12 protein-coding genes and 1 tRNA gene are annotated in these 13608 nt (G+C 60.2%); 9 read left to right on the top strand and 4 right to left on the bottom strand.

The window, feature by feature from the left end; genetic code table 11:
- The first annotated feature begins 37 nt into the window (after positions 1 to 37).
- From ACSQ36_RS16255 to ACSQ36_RS16215, 9 genes are all read left to right on the top strand, one after another.
- A complete protein-coding gene (locus ACSQ36_RS16255) occupies positions 38 to 916 on the top strand; it encodes an ABC transporter permease (protein ID WP_436182674.1) in 879 nt (292 codons plus the stop codon).
- On the top strand, positions 913 to 1992 hold the full coding sequence (locus ACSQ36_RS16250) for a quaternary amine ABC transporter ATP-binding protein (protein WP_436182673.1): 1080 nt from the start codon (positions 913 to 915) through the stop codon (positions 1990 to 1992). The genes ACSQ36_RS16255 and ACSQ36_RS16250 overlap by 4 nt, the downstream gene beginning before the upstream one ends.
- Before the next feature lie 43 nt (positions 1993 to 2035).
- On the top strand, positions 2036 to 3484 hold the full coding sequence (locus ACSQ36_RS16245) for an aldehyde dehydrogenase family protein (protein WP_436182672.1): 1449 nt from the start codon (positions 2036 to 2038) through the stop codon (positions 3482 to 3484).
- A complete protein-coding gene (locus ACSQ36_RS16240) occupies positions 3481 to 4464 on the top strand; it encodes a membrane dipeptidase (RefSeq protein WP_436182671.1) in 984 nt (327 codons plus the stop codon). Before ACSQ36_RS16245 ends, ACSQ36_RS16240 begins: the two co-directional genes overlap by 4 nt.
- On the top strand, positions 4465 to 6819 hold the full coding sequence (locus tag ACSQ36_RS16235; protein WP_436182670.1) for a DUF3726 domain-containing protein: 2355 nt from the start codon (positions 4465 to 4467) through the stop codon (positions 6817 to 6819). It begins immediately after the preceding gene.
- The gene (locus ACSQ36_RS16230) at positions 6812 to 7831 is read left to right on the top strand and encodes an Ldh family oxidoreductase (protein WP_436182669.1); all 1020 of its coding nucleotides are present in this window, start codon (positions 6812 to 6814) and stop codon (positions 7829 to 7831) included. Before ACSQ36_RS16235 ends, ACSQ36_RS16230 begins: the two co-directional genes overlap by 8 nt.
- A gap of 212 nt (positions 7832 to 8043) precedes the next feature.
- The gene (locus tag ACSQ36_RS16225) at positions 8044 to 9126 is read left to right on the top strand and encodes an IS630 family transposase (RefSeq protein ID WP_436182668.1); all 1083 of its coding nucleotides are present in this window, start codon (positions 8044 to 8046) and stop codon (positions 9124 to 9126) included.
- Between the two features lie 13 nt (positions 9127 to 9139).
- Positions 9140 to 9439, top strand: coding sequence for a hypothetical protein (locus tag ACSQ36_RS16220; RefSeq protein ID WP_436182667.1), 300 nt, complete (start codon positions 9140 to 9142; stop codon positions 9437 to 9439).
- A gap of 30 nt (positions 9440 to 9469) precedes the next feature.
- Positions 9470 to 10603, top strand: coding sequence for a porin (locus ACSQ36_RS16215; protein ID WP_436182666.1), 1134 nt, complete (start codon positions 9470 to 9472; stop codon positions 10601 to 10603).
- A 123-nt stretch (positions 10604 to 10726) separates the two neighbouring features.
- Here the strand turns inward: ACSQ36_RS16215 and ACSQ36_RS16210 are convergent.
- From ACSQ36_RS16210 to tolB, 4 genes are all read right to left on the bottom strand, one after another.
- Positions 10727 to 10802: transfer RNA gene (locus tag ACSQ36_RS16210), tRNA-Lys, on the bottom strand.
- Positions 10803 to 10962: 160 nt separating this feature from the next.
- Positions 10963 to 11712, bottom strand: a complete 750-nt coding sequence (gene ybgF / locus ACSQ36_RS16205) for a tol-pal system protein YbgF (protein ID WP_213767215.1) — start codon at positions 11710 to 11712, stop codon at positions 10963 to 10965.
- Between the two features lie 27 nt (positions 11713 to 11739).
- Positions 11740 to 12246: a peptidoglycan-associated lipoprotein Pal gene (gene pal, locus ACSQ36_RS16200; protein WP_436182665.1), complete on the bottom strand. Its 507-nt coding sequence runs from the start codon at positions 12244 to 12246 to the stop codon at positions 11740 to 11742.
- Between the two features lie 44 nt (positions 12247 to 12290).
- Complete coding sequence (tolB, locus tag ACSQ36_RS16195) at positions 12291 to 13583, bottom strand: Tol-Pal system beta propeller repeat protein TolB (protein ID WP_158936052.1); 1293 nt, start codon at positions 13581 to 13583, stop codon at positions 12291 to 12293.
- Positions 13584 to 13608: the final 25 nt, after the last annotated feature.

Here is a 13608-nt window from a genome sequence, read left to right as displayed (position 1 = left end):
ACGCCGATGGTGCCGTTGAACGAATTTTGGTGCGGACATGACTCCAGATTTTCCGAATTTTGTGGACCTGACAAGCGCGAGCAGCACGATCGACAGGGTCTTCAACCAGTTTGTCACCGACCACGGACAGGGACTCGAAGCGGCCTTCATGCCGGTGCTGAGACTGCTCATGTGGTTCGAACACGTATTACTGGCCACGCCCTGGTGGGCCGTGATCGGCGTGCTGGCTTTGCTGGCCGGCTTCGTGTCCCGCAGCGTGCGCGTAGTGGCGATGGTCGTCGTCCTCATGTTCGGAGTCGGCCTCGTCGGCGTGTGGGAGCCGGCAATGGCAACCATCGCGCTCATGCTGACGGCGACGCTGCTGTCGGTGCTGATCGGCATACCCATCGGTCTGATGATGTCGCAATGGCGGGCCGTGCGAACCACCTTGTTGCCGGTGCTCGACGTATTGCAAACGCTGCCGATCTTCGTCTACCTCATTCCGTTCGTGATGCTTTTCGGACCGGGGAAGATTCCGGCCTTGCTCGCCACGATATTTTTCGCGGTCTCGCCGGTGATCCGTCTCACCGATCTCGGGATCCGGCACGTGGACGACAAACTCGTCGAGGCCGTTCGCGCGTTTGGCGCCACGAAGTTGCAGGTGCTGTTCACGGTGCAGATGCCGCTGGCGTTGCCCTCGATCATGGCGGGCATCAACCAGACGACGATGATGGCCCTCTCGATGGTCGTGATCGCGTCGATGATCGGCGCGGGTGGACTCGGCTACCAGGTTCTCCAGGGCATTCAGCGACTGGAAGTGAGCCGCGGCCTGTTGTCCGGCGTCGGCATCGTGTTGCTGGCCATCGTGTTCGATCGGATCGCGCAAGCCTATGGCAAGCGCGCGGAAAAAAACTTGAAGCTGGGTTCGTCGCTATGACTCGAGACGCAAAAATCCGGATTGAGGATGTGACCAAGATTTTTGGACCCAACGCCAAAAAGTCGCTCCGACTCGTCCAGAACGGAATGAACAAAAGCGATCTTCTGAAGCAGCATGGAGACGTGCTGGGATTGAACCGGATCAATCTGTCGATCGACAAGGGCGAAACGTTCATCGTCATGGGTTTGTCGGGCTCCGGAAAATCCACTTTGATCCGACATTTCAATCGGCTCATCGATCCGACTGCCGGGCGCATTCTGTTCGACGGCGAAGATATTCTGGCCTACAACACCCGGCAATTGACGCAGTTCCGGCGCAAGAAAGTCGCCATGGTCTTTCAGCGCTTTGCGCTGTTGCCGCACCAGACGGTGTTGGAAAACGTCGGGTACGGCTTGCGCATTGCCGGCGTCGGCAGTTCGGCGACGAAGCTGCGAGCCAAAGAACAACTCGATCTGGTGGGTCTGTCGGGGTTCGCCAATCATTATCCCGGCCAGCTCTCCGGCGGCATGCAGCAGCGCGTCGGCCTTGCGAGGGCGCTTGCCACCGACGCCGAAGTCCTGCTGATGGACGAAGCGTTCAGCGCGCTCGATCCGCTGATCAAGAAGGATATGCAGATCCAGCTCAAGGACATTCAGGCGCGGCTGCACAAAACCATTGTCTTCATCACCCACGATCTCGATGAGGCGTTGTTTCTCGGCGATCGGATCGCGATTCTGAAAGACGGCAATCTGATTCAGGTCGGTACGGGCAAGCAGATATTGACCCGACCCGCGGACGACTACGTCGCCAGATTCGTAGGCGGCGTGAATCTATCGAAGGCGATGACCTGTGGAGACCTCGCGTTGCCCGTCGACGACTTCGCCGACTGGAATCTCGAAACCGTGGGCGATGGTTATCGCATCGCTCGCAGAGGCGAAGCGTCCAGCGTCGCGAGAACTATCGATGCGACCGCCAACATCGAGCGTGCCTTCGCGCCGCTTTCTGAGGATGCGCCGCCGCTCGTGGTTGTCGAAGCGGGACGCGCGATCGGGCTCTTGTGTCGAAGCGGCGTGCTGGCGGGACTGAAACGGAATTGATGTCAATGGCGTGGGTCTGCTTCGCCATTTTAAGGAGGATGCTGTGCTGGAAACACGAGTGTATGTGGCCGGTCGTTGGGACCGTGGCCTCGAGAAAAACGAGAACCGTAATCCTTCGGACACGTCGGACCTGATCGGTGTGTTTTCGCATGCCGTCCCGGCGATGCTGGAAGAGGCCATCGCGGCAGCGAGAAGCGCGCAGCGGGCGTGGTGGTCCGCGGGGATTCAGAAGCGCCATGACGTGTTGATGGCGATCGGCAACGAACTGATGTCGCGGTCCGCGGAAATCGGGACGCTCGTCGCTCGCGAAGAAGGTAAGACCCTTGCGGAAGGGAAGGGCGAAGTCTATCGGGCCGGACAGTTCTTTACCTGGTTTGCGGCAGAGGCTCTGCGACTGACCGGCGACTCGGTCGAAAGCGTGAGGTCCGGCATCAGCGTCGATGTGCGCCGCGAACCGGTCGGTGTCGTCGCGGTGATCTCTCCGTGGAATTTTCCGGTCGCGACGCCTGCGTGGAAGATCGCGCCGGCTCTGGCGTTCGGTAACGCAGTCATCTGGAAGCCGGCGGATCTCACACCGGCGAGCGCCGTGGCGTTGACGGAAATCATCGTGCGGCAGGATATCCCGAGCGGACTTTTTAGCCTGGTGATGGGCGCGGGTTCTTCAATCGGGCGCGATCTGGTCAGTAGTCCAGAAATCGACGCGGTGAGTTTCACCGGTTCGGCTCCGGTAGGGCGCGACATCGCGAGCCTGGCCATCCAGAACATGACGAAGATGCAAATGGAGATGGGGTCGAAGAATCCCCTGGTCGTCATGGATGACGCGGATCTCGCTCTTGCCGTCAGCCTGGCGGTTCAGGCGGCGTTCGGCGGGACGGGACAAAAATGCACCGCCGCGTCGCGTCTCGTCGTGCACGAGGCGATACACGATGCGTTCGTCGACAAGCTCTCGATTGCCACGTGTGCGCTGAAAGTGGGACACGCTCTCGACGACACCACACAGATAGGTCCCGTTGTCAGCGCCCGTCAACTCCAGCAGAACCTCGACTACATCGAGCTCGGCCGGTCGGAGGGCGCGGAGCTGGTCTGCGGCGGCGAGTTGCTGGAGCGCCGGACCCAAGGCTATTTCATGGCGCCGGCGGTGTTGTCGGGAACCCGCAACGCGATGCGGATCAATCAGGAAGAAATGTTCGGACCGGTTACCTGTGTCATCAAGGCGAGCGGTTATGACGAGGCATTGGCGATCGCCAACGACACGCCGTTTGGACTGACGGCAGGCATCGTCACGCGAAGCCTGGCGCGTGCCAATCACTTCCGGGCGAGTGCGCGCGCGGGATGCGTGATGGTCAATCTCGCGACGGCCGGCACGGATTATCACGTGCCGTTCGGTGGAAGAGGAGCGTCTTCGTATGGCTCACGGGAACAGGGTACGTACGCGGCGGAGTTCTACACCTCCGTGAAGACCTGTTATGTCGCAGACGGGAGCCCGGAATGAACGTGACGATCGACGGCATGCAGTATGGGAACTGGTCGGAAAAAATCTTTCGTGAAATGCGCGCGGGGGGGGTCGACGCCGTTCACGTGACCATTACTTATCACGAGAATTTCCGCGAGACGGTGGCGAATATCCGTGCGTGGAATCTGCTGTTCGAACGCTATCCCGACCTGATCCTGCACGGCCGCACGGCAGCCGATGTGTTGCTGGCAAAAAGCACGGGACGGACCGCCGTCTTCTTCGGCTCGCAAAACGCGAGTTGCATGGAAGACGACATCGGCCTGATCGAGGTATTGCACACTCTCGGTCTGAGATTCATGCAACTGACGTATAACAACCAGTCGTTGCTGGCGACCGGTTGCTACGAGTCGGAAGACGCCGGTTTGACTCGAATGGGGCGCGAAGTCGTTGCCGAGATGAACCGGGTGGGCATGGTGGTGGACATGAGTCACTCGGCGGAGAGGTCCACCCTCGAGACGATCGACTACTCCACGCGTCCCATCGTGATCAGTCACGCGAATCCCGCTTGCTGGCATCGAGCGAAGCGCAACAAGTCCGATACCGTGTTGAAGGCGCTAGCCGCACACGACGGGTTGCTGGGCGTGTCGACCTATCCGCATCACCTCGCCGGTGGATCGTCGTGCACGCTGGAAAGTTATTGCTCGATGATCGCGCGCGCCGTCGACCTGATGGGTGCAAGCCAGGTGGCGATCGGGACCGATCTGTGTCAGGACCAGCCGGATAGCGTCGTCGAATGGATGCGCTGCGGTCGCTGGACCAAGAAAATCGATTACGGCGAAGGCAATGCCGCTGCGCCGGGTTTTCCCGCGATGCCGGTCTGGTTCAACGACAACCGCGATTTTCAGAACATCGCCCAAGGTCTGCGCGAGTTCGGGATGTCGGGCGAAGAGGTCGCGGGCATCATGGGCGGCAACTGGTTGCGCTTTTTCGAGCGTAACTTCGGGCCCGAGGGGGCGTGAATGAGGTCATCACAATCGGCTGCGCCCTGCGACCTCGCGCGTTTCCGCCGGCCGGCAGAGACGGTGATGCGTCTGGCACGCCTCGGCTGCTCGCATCCCACGAGGCTGTCGTTTCTGCGCACGTTGCTACGCCGTGTCGAGGCCGAGCGCTGGTGCTTCACGCGCGCCTCATGGGACGTGGATGCAACGGGTGTTGGTCGTGCTGTCTATCGTGTGAGCGGGCCCGAGCGGAGTTATTCGCTCGTTGCTTTCTCCCACGACCTGCCGCCCGAGCAGCGTTCCGATCGGGTCATCGCAACGGCGTGGGACGCCACCTTTACCCTGTTCGATGGCGTGCCCGGCGCGGCGGATCTGGACCGCCTCGCGGCGAATGTGCCGCTCCAGGAAGCGGGGCGCATCAGCAGCCGCGAACTCACGTTGAGTCGGGCCAATCGTTCGGTGCGGCTATTCGAGCATGTCGTGTCGCGCCTCGCCACAGGGCAACAGCCTGAACTCGCCGAAATCGATGCGGTGGGTTACCTGATGCGCACGACAGCGGTCTATGGCTCAGGGAAATTCGGCGCGGCGGATCGGGCCGGGATTAGCGAGCGTCCTGAATTGAGCGCACCGTTCCAGGCCGAGATGCTGACGGTGTGGCTGATTCGTGCTTTTACGGTCGACATTGCCGAGCACATGGCGACGATGCGCGGTGGCGCGACAGCAGTACCGCTCGATCGCGCCGTCAGACGTCGGCTTGGCGTCGGCAATTCGACGGGACTGGGCATGGCGCCTTTCATCGTCCGCCATCCCGTGTTGCTCAACAACTGGATTGCCGCGCGAGAGGACGCGCTCGCCAGAGTCCGCGCTCAGCCAACCACCGATGAGCGGTCGCGCAGTCGCTTCATTGAGACGCTGCAGGAAGCGCGTTTGAATGCCGGTTTCTGGTTAAGCGATCACGCTGTGCAGAAGCATCGGCTTGCCGATCTGCGCGCCGATCTGGCCGCCCTCGACCGATTCGTCGAACTGTCGTGGTCGATCGACATCGCGTATCCCTGGAACGCGCTTTGGCAGTGGGGCGAGCAGTCCCTTTCGCTCGAAGGGCAGGAGGCGCTCGTCGCGCTCATGCTCGAGGTGCACGGCGATCTGGTCGACGATCTGGCATCACACATGAGCGCGGAGGAGTCGGCGACATTTTCAATCGCGGGGCAGCAGCGCTTGAGCGATTTCAAGCGGGATTTCATGGAGAACTTCCGCTGGGCACTCGACATGGACATGACGTCGCGCGACGCCGAGGCGAAGTTCTGGTACGTGTCCGCGGAAAAACTGGAGCCGCGATTGGGTTATCGCGAAACGGAGGAGGGGGCGAGTCGCGAGCTGCCGTTGGCGTCGGCGCCGGCCTGCCATGCGATGCAACGAGACCTGGATGGTTGGCGAGGCGACGACACGGTCGCTGCGTTTCTTGCTGCCTGTCCCGAGCATCGGTTGATGGTTCGACGGGCGCAGATCGCGGCTCGGTATCCCTATTCGGAAGTTCAGGACAATCTTGTCGACGCCGGCATGCTGCCGATCGATTTGCTCCGATGCAAGCTGGCCTTCTTTGGCGCGAGTCGCTTCGATCCGCGGTCCGATCTGTGGGTGCGGATCAATCTGTTTCAAGGGCTGCCGTTTCCCGATGAGCTGGCAACGGGCAATGGTCGTGACACTGAAAACGCCGGCGCTCTGTCGTCATTGACGCGTTACTCGCGATCCGAGATCGAGTCGCTGGCGGCAAAGGCGACCCGCGGAGCGGGCTTTTCGTGGGGCGTGGCGGACGACGTCGGTGTCGCTATCCGACAGCTCGTGGAAGGCGGTCTCGCGGGGCCCGAGGCTTTGTTCGCGTATTTGACAGCACGGGAAGCGACTCAGGATCGCGCTGGGCGCGATGAACCCCTGTGCCCGATTTCAGCGGGCATCGATCTTCTCGATCGGGCGGCGCTTTTCGCTGCGGGCGGGGATGCTGGGAGTTTTGCCCGTTCGATCACGCATCCTCTGATCGTCGTGGGCTTTGCCATGCGGGCGGCATTGATGGCGCGGACTCCGTTGCGAGTTACATGGAACGAGGCCGAGGTTGACATCGATGAGGCCGGGCGTGTCGTCGTCGGTAGGGGAAGCGCGAAGCATGAGCACGCGTATGCGGATGTGGATGCGCATGCGACCGCACTCGACGTCACGGGAATAGGTCTGGATGCGGCGGACAGCGCGGTCGGGATCGAGACCGGGCGTTCGCTTTCGGACGAAGTATGGAACGGATTGGGCGCATTCAGCATGCGTACCGTCGTGCCGGCCACGGAAAGTTCCAGACACAACGCAGGTGCGGGAGCCACCGACAATGACTGACCACATGACGCGCTTTACCCTCGAAGAGCTGGAAACGTTTGCCCATGACGCTCTGGTGTCGGGCGGAACCAGTGCTGAGAATGCGGCACCGCTGGCCCACGCCATCATGGCCGCGGAAAGAGACGGCATAGCGAGCCACGGACTCGCCTATTTGCCGACTTATCTCGAGCACGTCGCTTGCGGGAAGGTGGATGGGCGGGCGAAGCCAACAGTGTTGGCCGCGGGCGGCGTCATCACCGTCGATGCGGCGACGGGATTCGCCCATCCGGCGATTTCCGCAGGCTTCAACCTGCTCGTCGACGCTGCGCGTGCCGGTGGTATCGCCTGTCTCGCCGTCAAGAATTCCTACAATGCCGGTGTGCTGGGCTACCACGCGGAGCGAATCGCATCGGCGGGTCTGCTGGCTTTGTGCTTCACCAACGCGCCCGCTTCGATCGCGCCGTTCGGTGGCAATAAAGCTGTCGTCGGCACCAATCCAATGGCATTGGGTGTTCCCGATGGGCAGGGCGGCTGCGCGTTGCTCATCGATCAAAGCTCGAGTGTGGTTGCCAAATCCGAACTCATCAAGCACGCACGCGCGGGCCGATCCATTCCCGTCGGCTGGGCGCTGGATGCCGCGGGCCAACCGACCGACGATCCCGAGGCGGGCTTGAAAGGCACCATGCTGCCGTCGGGAGGTTACAAAGGTTTTGGTGCCGGCCTGATCGTCGAAGTTTTTGCCGCGCTTCTGACGGGCGCCACGTTGGGAATCGACGCGTCGCCTTTCAGTGGGCCGAACGGTGGACCGCCCAAAACCGGGCAGTTCTTTATTGCTATCGATCCTTGCGCCACCGGCGGCGCGCAGATCGCGTCACGCCTCCAGCGCCTCACCGGCGCAATAGACGGCCAGTCCGGTGCGCGTAAGCCGGGAGACCGGGCGTTACTCGCGCGACGGGCGTCATTGAATGAAGGCGTGGAAGTTCGAGCGGACGTGGTGCAGAAAATCAAAGACCTGGTCGAAAACCGGATCTGACGTGACGCGCTAAATGAGTCGCCGCCAGTGAACAAGTAGTGAGCCAGGTAGTTCGGATCACTGATCGTAATGACGCTTTCAATCGTAGTGCCGTTTCAATCGGGTCGACGTATTCCTCAATCTACTAGCGTGAACAATCATGAATAAAACCAAATTAGTACAACATCCCGTAAATAAGTTTAATATTTAACGGCCTCGTTTATCATGGCAGGATGAGCCAAGGCCGTCATGCAACGCCAGTGAAGCTGGCGAAGAAAGAAAGACAGGAACTGTTATCGCTGATCAGGCGCAAGACTGCCCCTCAGCGAGATGTGATGCGTGCGCGCCTCGCGTTATTGGCTCATGAGGGCCACTCGAATACAGCGATTGCGCAGGAACTGGGCGTGTCCGTGCAAACGGTCTGCCTGTGGCGCAAGCGCATTGCGCGGCAAGGTGTGCAAGGAATTCGAGAAGGTGAGCGCAGTGGTCGTCCTGCGCGCATCACGCAGCAAACGCGACTGCAGTTGATCGCGCTGGCGTGTGAAGCGCAGGAAGCTGAGGGACGGGTCACACCGACGCTTGACGAGATTGTGGTGCGTGCCGTGGAGCGTGGCATTGTCGGGCAAATCAGCCGCAGCCATGTACAGCGTATTTTGCAGGCCGGCGACATTCGCCCGCACCGGGTCCAACAATGGCTTCACAGTCCGGATCCGGCCTTTCGCGAGAAGGTCAACGTGATTTGCAAACTGTATCGCCGCGCCCCCAGGAACGCGGTCGTGCTGAGTATCGACGAGAAAACCGGCATTCAGGCCATCGAGCGCAAGCATCCGGGACGCGCGCCCGGGCCGCGACGGCTGCGTCGTCGTGAGTTTGAATATATCCGTCATGGCACCCAGGCGTTGATTGCCGCGCTCGATGTTCATACTGGACAGGTGCTGGGCAGCTGCCGCGAACGGCGCACGCAGGACGATCTGGTGGCCTTCATGGAGAGCGTGGCGCACGCGTACCCTGGCAAACAGATGCATGTCATCTGGGATAATCTGAATACGCATCGCGCCCAAGCCGTGTGGCAGGCATTCAACGCGAGGCACGGTAAGCGGTTTCACTTCCACTTCACCCCTTTGCACGCGAGCTGGGTCAATCAGATCGAACTATGGTTTGCCCTCTACACCCGCCGTGTGCTTCGCCATGCCAGCCACACCAGCACTGCGCATCTGCGCGAGCGCACCGAGCAGTTTATCCGCGAGCGCAATCAGACAGCGCACCCCTTCAAATGGAGTTTCCGGGGCTATCCGTTGCAAACCGGCACATCGTAATCGAGGGACCGTCATGGCCGCCTTACCCACCAAACACTACGTTTCAGAACTACAGCGTCAATTGCGCGCCCTGTTGGGCCATGATCGGATCGTTACGCAAGCCTACGGGCGTCACCTGCTAATCAAACGTCTGGACGATCAGGATCCGATTGTTGTGGCTCGCCTGACCGAACTCGGCCGCAACCTTTATGGTGCAGCCTTTCGCAGCCATAGCGGGAGATGGGAACCTTTGCCGGGCTCAGGGCCGCTCGACGAGATGGCTCAATTGGTCGTCACGCTCCTGGCGCCCTATTTGCAGCCAGATAATTATTAAACATATTTACGGGATGTTGTACTAGGTGCGGTGGCGCCTTTGCTCTTGCTCGCCAGTGCCGCGCACGCTCAAAGCAGTGTCACGCTTTACGGCCTTATCGATGAGGGGTTTAACTACACCAGTAACGCTGGCGGCCATTCGGGTTATCAGATGGTCAGCGGCGATACGGTCGGCAGCCGTTGGGGGCTGCGTGGCACCGAGGATCTGGGTGGCGGCATCAAAGCGGTATTCAGATTGGAAAATGGCTTCAATGTGAACTCCGGTGGCCTGAGCAATGGTGGCCGCGAATTCGGGCGTCAGGCTTACGTCGGCCTCTCCTCGGACCGATTCGGCACGATTACGCTGGGATGCCAGTACGACCCGACTCAGGATCTGTGGAGCGGACTCACGGGCGTAGGCGGATGGGCGGGCGATGTCGCGTCGCATCCGTTCGACAACGACAACGCGGATTGGGATACGCGTTTCAACAACGCCGTTAAATACGTATCGCCAACCTATCGCGGCTTGACCGGCGAGGCCATGTACGCGTTCAGCAACGCGGCGGGCGGGTTCGCAAATAACCGGATGTATAGCGCGGCTGGTCAGTATCAAACGGGCGGCCTGACCGTCGCCGTGGGCTACGTCAAGGCCGATAACGCCGGCAGCGCGTCCAACACGGGCGGCGCGATCGCTGGCGACGCGTTGTTCAACGACGCCTCCGAGCAGCACATCGACGCGGGTGTCGCCTATAAATTCGATCGGGCATCGGTGGCGTTCGCGTACTCGCATACGGACGTATACGATCCGACCGCCAGCGCCTATCTGTCGGCTGGAGCGAACTTTCAGCCGGCCGGTGGCGTGTGGAAGTCGTGGAAGTTCGACAACTTCGATTTGAACGGTCAGTATTATTTTCGGCCCGACTTATGGCTGGGCGCGTCGTACGTTTTCACCCGCACGAGTCTGGTATCGACTCTCGGCCGATCGTCGCCGACCTGGAATCAGATCGCACTCATGCTCGATTACGATCTCAGCAAGCGGACGTCACTTTATATCCAGGGCGCCTACCAGCACGTGAATTCGGATACGGGAACCAGGATCGACTTTGCGCAAACGCCGGCATCGGCAGCGGCCGCTTCGGGCGGCAACCAGATGGTGTATCGCGTGGCGATGATGCATAAGTTTTAGGCCACGGACCGAGGCGCTTCTTTTTGCGTTGTGTCTTGTGTTTATAAAAGGCGCGCGACGCGGAATCAGAGCCCGAAAAAGAAAATGGCTTACATGCATGCGCATGTAAGCCATTAATATCTTTGGTAGGCCGTACGGGATTCGAACCTGTGACCAACGGATTAAAAGTCCGCTGCTCTACCAGCTGAGCTAACGACCCAAAGAGCCGAAATTATAGTCACATGGACTGCAAGTTGTCAACGGAGCGTAAAAATGCTCCGTATCATGGAACGAAGGCGGAACGAAGAAAAACCAAAGAAAAAGCCCGCAGCAACTACGCTACGGGCTCTTTCAACGAGAGGCGCGAAGACCAGTTTCGCTTACTTCACCTGCGACATCTTGGTTTCAGCCGACTGAGCGGCTTCCGTTCCACCGTACTGCGAGATGACCTGATCCAGCGTCTTTTTCGCAGCGGCTTTCTGACCTTGTTCGATCTGGTTGTTCGCGATTGCGAGCAGCGCGTCGGGCGCTCGCGGATGCGTTGGATATTTCGTCACCAGATTTTGCCAGGTCGCGGTTGATCCCTTGTAATCACGCAGAGCATACAGCGCATTGCCCAGCCAATATTGCGCGGTGGGCTGGTACGGACTGTCCGGATACTTGGCGACAAACGTCTTGAATGACGCAGCAGCGTTCTTGAAGTCGCCGTTACGGAACTGCGTCGACGCCGCGTTGAACGACTCAGTCTCGCCGGGCTGCACCGTGCCTTGCACGCCATCCACCGTCTGCTGCTGCGGTTCGAACTTCTTCAACCGGCCATCGAGGTCGGCGTAGTAGTCCTTTTGCTGCTTTTGCAGCGTCGTCAATTGGTTGGCCAGGTCCTCGTTCTGGCCTCGAAGCGTAGCGACCTGCTGATTCAACTGGTCGAGACGATTCGATTGATCGAGGATCGTGCGCTGAGCGGCGGACAGCTGGCTAGCCAGACTGTCCGTTTTCGTGCGCAAATCGAGCACGGCTTTACGCGCTTCATTGTCGTCGAACAACGCCGCGTGCGCTGACCCGCCGACCACGGCCGAACCTAACAAACAAGCAACTGCGACCGCGCGTAGCGAAGGGAAGCGATACAACATACGGCGACTCACCCGTGACTGGTTACGTTACTGTTGATAAGCGAGGTCAGCGCGGCGATTCTGCGCCCACGACGACTCGTCATGCCCGGTTGCCTGCGGCTTTTCCTTGCCCAGGCTCACGGCTTCCATCTGCGAGTCGGCCACGCCCAGCAGCGACATGGCGCGACGCACAGCTTCAGCACGCTTCTGGCCCAGCGCCAGGTTGTACTCGCTCGTGCCGCGTTCGTCGGTGTTGCCCTGGATGAGCACGTGACGTTCCGGATGGCTCTTCAGATACTGCGCGTGTTGTTGCAGCAGCGGCTGATAGTCGTCACGAACAGCGTAGCTGTCAAAGTCGAAGTAAATGCTGCGCTTGGCGAGCGGGCTGTTCGGATCGTTCAGCGGATCGACATTGACCTGTTGAACTGCGTTCGCGTCGGGTTGCGTGCCGATCGCGCCTTTGTTTGCACCTTCATCAAGCTTCACGCCTGAATGACATGCGGCCAATGCACCGACCATCGCCACTGCAAAGCCGATACGAATTTTAGACATCATGGTTACTCTCCTTGTGTGTTGCTGCTTAAGTTATTGCGTGAGGTTTATTGCATGAACGGACCCCAGGACGGCTCGCGTACGCTGCCCCCCTGAAGCGACAAGACTTGCCGCGTACGACCATCGGTCGACACAGCCGCCAACACGCCACGCCCGCTCACCTGGGTGGCGTAGAGGATGTACTGACCATTCGCCGCAAAACTGGGCGATTCGTCATTCGTGGTGTCGGTCAGGCCAGTCGCCGTGCCGGACGCGAGGTCCAGCAAATACAACTTGAAGCCGCCGCCAACACGCGAAATGTACGCAATCTGCTTGCCGTCCGGGCTCACTCGCGGGCTTGTATTGTAGTTACCCGTGAATGTGACGCGCTGTGCCTGGCCGGCGCTTTCGCCATTCGCCGACATCTTGTAGATCTGAGGCTGGCCGCCGCGGTCGCTCGTGAAATAAATCGTGTTGCCATCGGGAGAGTAAGCCGGCTCGGTGTCAATCGAGCTGCCGAGTGTCAGGCGACGCAAACCGCTACCGTCCGCGTTCACCTGGAAAATCTGCGTGTTGCCGGTAGTCGACAGGGCGACCGCAAGCTTGCGGCCGTCCGGCGACCACGCCGGTGCACTGTTATTGCCTTTCTGATTCGATACGATCACACGCTTGCCTGTCGGCAGGTCGTGGATATAAACAACAGGTTTTTTCTTTTCGAACGAGACGTACGCGACCTTGGTGCCGTCAGGCGACCACGCCGGCGAGATGATCGGCTCGGGGCTCGACAGCGCAATGCGCGCGTCCTGACCATCGGAGTCCGAAATCTGCAACTGGTAGCGGCCGCCGGTCTTGATCACGTACGAGAGGCGCGTCGCGAAAACGCCACGATCGCCCAGCAATTTTGCGTAGATATAGTCCGCGACCTTGTGTGCGCTCATCCGCAGACCGCTTTCCGGGCTGACGAGCGACAGGCCGCCCAGGCTTTGCTGCTTGACTGTGTCGTAGAGGCGGAAGCGCACTTCGTACTGGCCGTTCGGCAGGCGATTCACGCTGCCGGAGACAAACGCGTCCGCGCCTTTCGCTTTCCAGCTGCCAAGATCGACGGAATCCGTTTCCGACACTGGCGTGGCGCCCGCATCGATATTCGTAAACTTGCCGCTGCGCGCGAGATCCTGACGGACGATCGCGCTAATCTGCTGCGGCGAATTCGCTTCGTTGGCAAACGTGGCGGTGGCAATGGGAAATTGGGTAGAACCCACGCCTGTCACGAGCACATTCAACTGCGCGTGTGCGGCGGTACCCGCGGCGATCAGGCAGGATGCAACAAGCGTTTTCAGGCCAAGCTTCGTCATCAAACTCATGTATCTGATTCCAGAAAAAGCGATT

The organism is Caballeronia sp. LjRoot34 (assembly GCF_964253815.1).
Classification (GTDB): Bacteria; Pseudomonadota; Gammaproteobacteria; order Burkholderiales; family Burkholderiaceae; genus Caballeronia.
The sequence above is the reverse complement of the archived record's forward strand: the minus strand, read 5'-3'. Positions and strand labels throughout refer to the sequence as shown.

Excerpts from the sequence above, each read along its gene's own strand:
- ACSQ36_RS16255 (WP_436182674.1), top strand. The coding sequence starts at position 38 with ATGACTCCAGATTTTCCGAATTTTGTGGACCTGACAAGCGCGAGCAGC.
- ACSQ36_RS16250 (WP_436182673.1), top strand. The coding sequence starts at position 913 with ATGACTCGAGACGCAAAAATCCGGATTGAGGATGTGACCAAGATTTTT.
- ACSQ36_RS16240 (WP_436182671.1), top strand. The coding sequence starts at position 3,481 with ATGAACGTGACGATCGACGGCATGCAGTATGGGAACTGGTCGGAAAAA.
- ACSQ36_RS16235 (WP_436182670.1), top strand. The coding sequence starts at position 4,465 with ATGAGGTCATCACAATCGGCTGCGCCCTGCGACCTCGCGCGTTTCCGC.
- ACSQ36_RS16230 (WP_436182669.1), top strand. The coding sequence starts at position 6,812 with ATGACTGACCACATGACGCGCTTTACCCTCGAAGAGCTGGAAACGTTT.
- ACSQ36_RS16225 (WP_436182668.1), top strand. The coding sequence starts at position 8,044 with ATGAGCCAAGGCCGTCATGCAACGCCAGTGAAGCTGGCGAAGAAAGAA.
- ACSQ36_RS16220 (WP_436182667.1), top strand. The coding sequence starts at position 9,140 with ATGGCCGCCTTACCCACCAAACACTACGTTTCAGAACTACAGCGTCAA.
- ybgF (WP_213767215.1), bottom strand. The coding sequence starts at position 11,712 with ATGTTGTATCGCTTCCCTTCGCTACGCGCGGTCGCAGTTGCTTGTTTG.
- pal (WP_436182665.1), bottom strand. The coding sequence starts at position 12,246 with ATGATGTCTAAAATTCGTATCGGCTTTGCAGTGGCGATGGTCGGTGCA.
- tolB (WP_158936052.1), bottom strand. The coding sequence starts at position 13,583 with ATGAGTTTGATGACGAAGCTTGGCCTGAAAACGCTTGTTGCATCCTGC.